Genomic DNA, 6,268 nt, shown 5'->3' on the forward strand with positions numbered 1-6,268 from the left:
GCCCATGGCGCAAATCAGAATCCAGAACGTGCGCAAGGAATTCGGTGCGTTCACCGCGGTCCGCTCCTCCAGTTTCACCATCGAGGACGGCGAGTTCTTCATGCTGCTCGGCCCTTCCGGCTGCGGCAAGACGACGACGCTGCGCATGATGGCGGGCCTGGAGCTCCCCACCTCCGGCGAAATCTTCATCGACGGCGAGGAGGTCGGCATGAAGCCGGCCAGCCAGCGCGACATCGCCTTCGTCTTCCAGATGTTCGCGCTCTACCCACACATGAACGTGCGCAAGAACATCTCCTATCCGCTGGTGAGCCAGGGGCTGCGTGGCGACGAGGTGAAGACGCGCGTCGCCGAGGTCGCCCGCATCCTCAAGATCGAGCATATCCTGGAAAAATCCGTTGGCGGCCTTTCGGGCGGCGATCGCCAGCGCGTGGCGCTCGGCCGCGCCATCGTGCGGCGTCCTAAGGCGTTCTTCATGGATGAGCCGCTGGGCGCGCTCGACGCGGAGTTCCGCGAACACATGGCGGAAGAGTTGCGCGCGCTGCACGACCGCATGGGCGCCACCACCGTCTATGTGACGCACGACCAGTTGGAGGCCATGCAGATGGGCGACAAGATCGTGGTCATGAACCACGGCGTCGTCGAGCAGTTCGGCAAGCCGCAGCAGATCTACGACTGGCCGGCAACGAAGTTCGTCGCCCAGTTCATCGGCTCGCCGTCGATGAACTTCCTCGATTTCGAAGGCATGATCGGGATCAACGGAGACAGCGTCGATCTCGGCGGCGTGAAGGTGAATGTGCCGGGCGCGCGCGAAGGCCGCGCCGGCCGCCTGACACTCGGCGTTCGTCCGGAGCACGTGACCTTCCGTGACGATGCCGCCTATCGCGGCCGCGTAGTTGCCGCCGAATATCTCGGCACGACCCAGATCGTGACGCTGGCAACCAGCCACGGCGACCTGAAGGCACGCATCCCGTCCGGCCATGTCGTGCGTGAGGACGAGCTGATCGGGCTGGATTTCGATCGGCGCACGCTGTCGCTCTTCGATGCGGAGAACGGCAAGGTGCTCCTCTCCGAGGCCAATGAAGGAGTGTTGTCCCATGGCTGAAGTTGTCCTCGAAAACGTGACGAAGACCTATGGCGGCACGGTTGCGCTCGACAATGTCTCGCTGACGGTGCCGGACGGCGCATTCGTCGTGCTGCTCGGCCCGACGGGCGCCGGCAAGACGACGACGCTGCGCATGGTGTCCGGCCTCGATAGTCCCGACAGCGGCGAGGTCTATCTTGGCGGTCGATCGGTGAAGGGCCTGTCACCGGCTGAGCGCAACGTCGCCATGGTCTTCCAGCAATATTCGCTCTATCCGCACCTCACCGTTCGCCAGAACCTGGAATTTCCGCTGAAATCGCCACTCTTGAAGACGCCGCGTCCGGAGATCGACCGGAAGGTGAAGGAAGTCGCCGAGGTGCTGCAGATCGCCCACAAGCTGGAGAACAAGGCAACTGCGCTTTCCGGCGGCGAGATGCAGCGTGTCTCCATCGGCCGGGCGCTTGTGCGCGACCCGCGCATCTTCCTCATGGACGAGCCGCTGAGTTCGCTAGACGCGAAGCTTAGGGCGGACCTGCGCATCGAGCTGAAGCGCATCCAGGCGAAATCCGGCGCGACCCTGCTCTATGTCACCCATGACCAGATCGAGGCGATGACCATGGCAACCCATGTCGGCGTGCTGAACGAGGGCAGGCTCGTGCAGTTCGGTTCGCCGCGCGAGGTCTATGAACAGCCGGTCAGCGTCTATGCCGCCACCCGCCTTGGCCAGCCGCGCATTAATGTGCTGCCGGCCGATCTCTTCGCCGGCGCTCCGGCGCAGGCGAAGAGCATCGGCCTTCGCCCGGAGCATATCGCACAGGGCGAGGGGGAGGAGGCACTGGTCAAGCGCGTCGAGCATCTCGGCGACCAGACGCGCCTGCACCTCAATTTCAAGAAGCACGACCTCATCACCGTCACCGATGCGCACACGCCGCTTCGGGGCGGTGAAACCATCCGAATCCAACCGTCGCGGCCACTCTACTTCGATGCGGCAGGCATGCGCTTGTAGCGCTGCCCCGATTGCATCGGGTGGGCAAGACAGCTTTTGTTTTTCTGCATGACCTCGCCGATTCTCGTTTCACGCCGGTCGGATCATGCACCAGCTTAGGGAGTAAGAATTCATGGCGCAATTCATCAACAAGCGCGAAGACGTTGTCACCGAGGCGATCGACGGCGTGTTGGCGTTTTCCGGCGGCGCGCTGACCCGCCTCGACGGCTATCCGCATATCCGCGTCGTGCTGCGCAGCGACTGGGACAAGTCGAAGGTGGCGATCGTTTCCGGCGGCGGCTCTGGCCATGAGCCCGCCCATGTCGGCTTCGTCGGTAAGGGCATGCTGACGGCCGCCGTCTGCGGCGATGTCTTCGCATCCCCCAGCGTCGACGCCGTGCTCGCCGGTATCCTGGCGGTGACCGGTCCGGCGGGGTGCCTCCTCATCGTCAAGAACTATACCGGAGACCGATTGAACTTCGGCTTGGCGGCCGAGCGCGCCCGCGCCTTCGGGCTGAATGTCTCGATGGTGATCGTCGGCGATGACATCGCGCTTCCCGAGCTGCCGCAGGCCCGCGGCGTGGCCGGTACGCTGTTCGTGCACAAGGTAGCCGGTGCGCTCGCCGAGCGCGGCGCGGACCTCGAAACGGTGACGGCCGCTGCCAGGCGCGTCATTGCCCGCACACATTCCATCGGGATGTCGCTCGATACCTGCCGGGTGCCGGGCTCCCCCAAGGAAGACCGCATCCCGGAAGGCAAGGCGGAACTTGGCCTCGGCATCCATGGCGAGGCTGGCGTCGAGCAGATCGATTTCGCCGGCGCCCGCGCCTCCGTCGCGACCATGGCAGAGCGGCTGGCCGCGGTGATGGGCGAGGGGCAGCACGTGGCGCTGATCAACAATCTCGGCGGTGCCTCGGTGCTGGAAATGTCGGTACTCGCCCACGACCTCGTCGGCTCCGCGATCGGCGCGCGGATAAGCCACGCAATCGGCCCTGCACCGCTGATGACCTCGCTCGACATGCAGGGCTTCTCGATCACCGTCTTTCCCGCCGACGCGGACGAACTGGCGCTCCTGAAGGCCCCCGTGCCGATCGCCGCCTGGCCCGGCGTTTCGGATATCCGGCCGATCGCCATCGCGTCGCTGCCGGATGGCCTGACGCCGATCACGCCGATGGCCTCCAATCATCCCGCGACGCGGGCATTCGTCATCAATTGCTGCAACGTGCTGATCGCCGCCGAACAGGACCTCAACGCCCTCGACGCCAAATCCGGCGACGGCGATACAGGCTCGACGCTCGCCGGCGCCGCGCGTGCGCTGATCAACGCGATCGACCGCCTGCCACTCTCGGACCACACCCAGCTCATGCGCGCCATCGGCCAGGAACTGAGCCAGACGATGGGTGGCTCTTCCGGCGTGCTGCTCGCCATCTTCTTCGCCGCTGCCGGCGACGGGGCATCAAGCGGCCTGCCGATGCGCGAGGCGCTGCGTGCCGGGCTTGCCCGCATGCAGGAGATCGGCGGCGCGAGCATCGGCGATCGCACGATGGTGGATGCCCTTGCCCCGGCGCTCGAAGCGCTCGGGGAAAGCATGGCCGCCGCTGCGGGCGCGGCGCGCAAAGGCGCGAACTTTACGGCAACGCTCACGCGCGCAAAGGCCGGGCGTGCTGCCTACATCAATGCGAAGCAACTGGAAGGTCATGTTGATCCGGGTGCCGAAGCGGTCGCCCGTCTCTTCGAACATCTGGCGACCTGAGCGCCCCTGTTCTGCGGGTCGTATTGCCGCCTCTCGTTGCCAGCACGAGCGCCCTTGCCGGGGCGCTCATACTCGACAGCTGTTGCCCGACACGCTAGATCGTGCCGATGAGTTTTAGGTTCGATCCCAAGTCTTTCACGCGCGCCATTATCCTCATCGCGATTTTGATACTGCTTGCGACGTTCGGCCGTAACCTCGGCTGGATCCGCAGCTTTGTCGGCGATGTGCTGGCCGTCGCGTGGGTCTTTTACGCCATACGGACGGTCATCACAGCGAGGTCAAGTTCGATAGCCCTCATCGCCTTCGCCATCGGCGCGGCGGTGGAGTTGGCGCAATATGTCCTGGCCACCATCGATGCGCAGATCCCGAACCCGATACTCCGTGTCGTCTTCGGCGCGACGCCTGACTGGTGGGATGTGTTGGCCTATGGGATCGGCGCTGTGCTTGTCCTCGGCTTGGACGCCCTGGCAGGGGAACGCGGAGCCGCGAAACAAGGCAAGGGTTGAGTAGCTAGTCTGCGTGGAGCCCGCCGGTGTTTGGGCGTCGCGCCGCTGGCTTTCTTGAAGACGGTGGTGAAGCTGGATGGTTGCCGTAGCCGGCGAGGTAGGCGGTCTGCGAGATCGATATGCCGTCCCGTTCGAGGGCTGCGCGCGCTACCCAGCCGTTCCTGCCGAGTGAAATCCGATACGATGATGCCGAAGCGCTCCTTGAAATGGCGCCGGATTAAGTACATGCTGATGCGACTTTGCGGACGATCCGGTCGAGCGTTAGGTGTGGTTTGGCATTTAAATGGGGGCTTCATTCTCCAAGTTTCGTCGAAACACGGCTACGATATGCCGCGAATCGCGCAACCGTGGCCAGACCGACTCTAAAAACGCTCTGTCCTGCCGTCGATGAAACAATGTGGCATCACCAGTGCACTGTCGAAGAAATCCGCATCGGTCTGGCGACAAGTGGCACCTCGATGAGCTTGTCATCGTCATTTGCGGTGAATTCGTTGTCACATTTATAGACGCTGAGCTGGCCAACCCTCATGGGGGGATCCGGTTTAGGTGTTAAAGTATGCTCTAGCGCCGGAGTTGAACCCGGTCCGTTCCGACACGGCCACACTGTGGCTTGGAGTGCGGTTGGCTTGTGGCTCAGTGATGAGTGCGGCCGCGAGGTGTTGTAGTGCCGTGGCCAGCCTTCGATGATGACCTTCGCCGCCCTCAGCGTGTAGAAAATCTCTCGTTGAGCCGTTCGGCCCTGAGCTTGGAGTTGAAGCTTTCACAATGGTTCTCGCAGGGGCTCTCGGGATGATGTAGGCCGTCTTGGCACCGACTATGACAACCTATTCCCTCACCGCCTTGGCGATGAATTCAGGACCGTTTTCGGAACGAGTGGGTGGGAGCGCCGTGAAGGATTAAGAGATCGGCAAGCACGTCGATGACATCGACGGCCTTCAACTTCCTCTCGACCCTGATAGCAACGCATTCCCGTGTGAACTCGTCGATCACATTCAACATACGGATTTTCCTTCCATTGTGCGTGCGATGCTCGACAAAGTCGTAGGAACAGGTTGGTATTAAAGCGGGAGCCGGATGCACGAGCTGTCGTTCAGCCACAGCCGCCCCGCTTTGGTTCCTTGTGGGGCACTGTCAGCCCTCCCGCCGCAATATCCGCTCAACCCGTTTGACGTTCACGATTCAGCCAGCCTGGTGCAGCATCCCCGTGATGGCGGTGGCCAATGACGCTTCATCATCCGGGGTCTTTGCGGTCTTACGGCTCACGCGCAATGATTCTGACCGAGACCTCCCGGCAGGAATTCTCCATCAGGTGCCAACGGTCAGTGACCTGCTCAGCATCAGGCAAGCCCTTTGCGATAGCCTAATCATAGCCGCCGCCTCCATCGCAGGCGATGATCGATATCGACGGATGCTCGGCAAGCCATGCTCGAGATGTATCCAACTCGCGATCTGGCAACAGGCTTCCGCCGCTCCAGATCGCAGACGATTGTTCCGTAGGTCTGGCCGCGCCCGAAGGCGAAATCATCAATACCTATAACGGTGAGCTCATCGCTTTGATCGGCAATTCGGCGGCGAACAACCCGTACAGTGTGTCATTACTAACCGGTATCATCAGACGATTGGCAAAAGCCGCGGCAGGTCTGCCGCCGAGCGCCAGACCAAGATGGTGGACGATTGTCTCCCAGCCGTTGAGTTCGCCGACCATAGCGAGCCAACACGGTGTCACCGAACTGCTCGCTAAAAATACGCCGTCCCGGGCTATACTGATTTTCCAGCTAAATTATAGATCTACAAGGCAGACTTCACGCCGATTTCACGTCACCTTGATATTACCCTGACGTCATAATGGAACATCTGCCGGGCTCTGGTAATCCTCCCGTTTTTAACGGGGCTCTACGGTAGAATTCACGCAGCCCTCTTCAGTTTTTGTGCGGGTGTGATGC

General features: G+C 62.3%; 4 protein-coding genes and 2 pseudogenes. 4 read left to right on the plus strand and 2 right to left on the minus strand.

Annotation, left to right across the window (positions count from 1 at the left end):
• Positions 1–4: 4 nt before the first annotated feature.
• The 4 genes from AC1RT2_RS16300 (at position 5) to AC1RT2_RS16315 (ending at position 4,325) form a co-directional block, all read left to right on the plus strand.
• Entirely contained in the window at positions 5–1,102 is a 1,098-nt protein-coding gene (locus AC1RT2_RS16300) for an ABC transporter ATP-binding protein (RefSeq protein ID WP_493103491.1), read from the plus strand.
• Positions 1,095–2,087 carry an ABC transporter ATP-binding protein gene (locus AC1RT2_RS16305; RefSeq protein WP_493103493.1) on the plus strand — a complete coding sequence of 331 codons (993 nt, stop codon included), beginning with the start codon at positions 1,095–1,097 and terminating at the stop codon, positions 2,085–2,087. The genes AC1RT2_RS16300 and AC1RT2_RS16305 overlap by 8 nt, the downstream gene beginning before the upstream one ends.
• 112 nt (positions 2,088–2,199) lie before the next feature.
• Positions 2,200–3,819 (plus strand): dihydroxyacetone kinase subunit DhaK, encoded by a 1,620-nt coding sequence (locus tag AC1RT2_RS16310; protein WP_493103495.1) that lies wholly within the window; start codon positions 2,200–2,202, stop codon positions 3,817–3,819.
• 107 nt (positions 3,820–3,926) lie between these two features.
• Positions 3,927–4,325 carry a ribosomal maturation YjgA family protein gene (locus AC1RT2_RS16315; RefSeq protein WP_493103497.1) on the plus strand — a complete coding sequence of 133 codons (399 nt, stop codon included), beginning with the start codon at positions 3,927–3,929 and terminating at the stop codon, positions 4,323–4,325.
• Between the two features lie 538 nt (positions 4,326–4,863).
• Here AC1RT2_RS16315 and AC1RT2_RS16320 read toward each other — a convergent pair.
• A pseudogene (locus AC1RT2_RS16320) lies at positions 4,864–5,501 on the minus strand (integrase core domain-containing protein); the annotation flags it as partial.
• A 112-nt stretch (positions 5,502–5,613) separates the two neighbouring features.
• Positions 5,614–6,076 (minus strand): annotated as a pseudogene (locus AC1RT2_RS16325) (transposase); the annotation flags it as partial.
• Positions 6,077–6,268: the final 192 nt, after the last annotated feature.

The sequence above is a fragment of the Shinella sp. GW821-FHT11G07 genome, assembly GCF_058808115.1.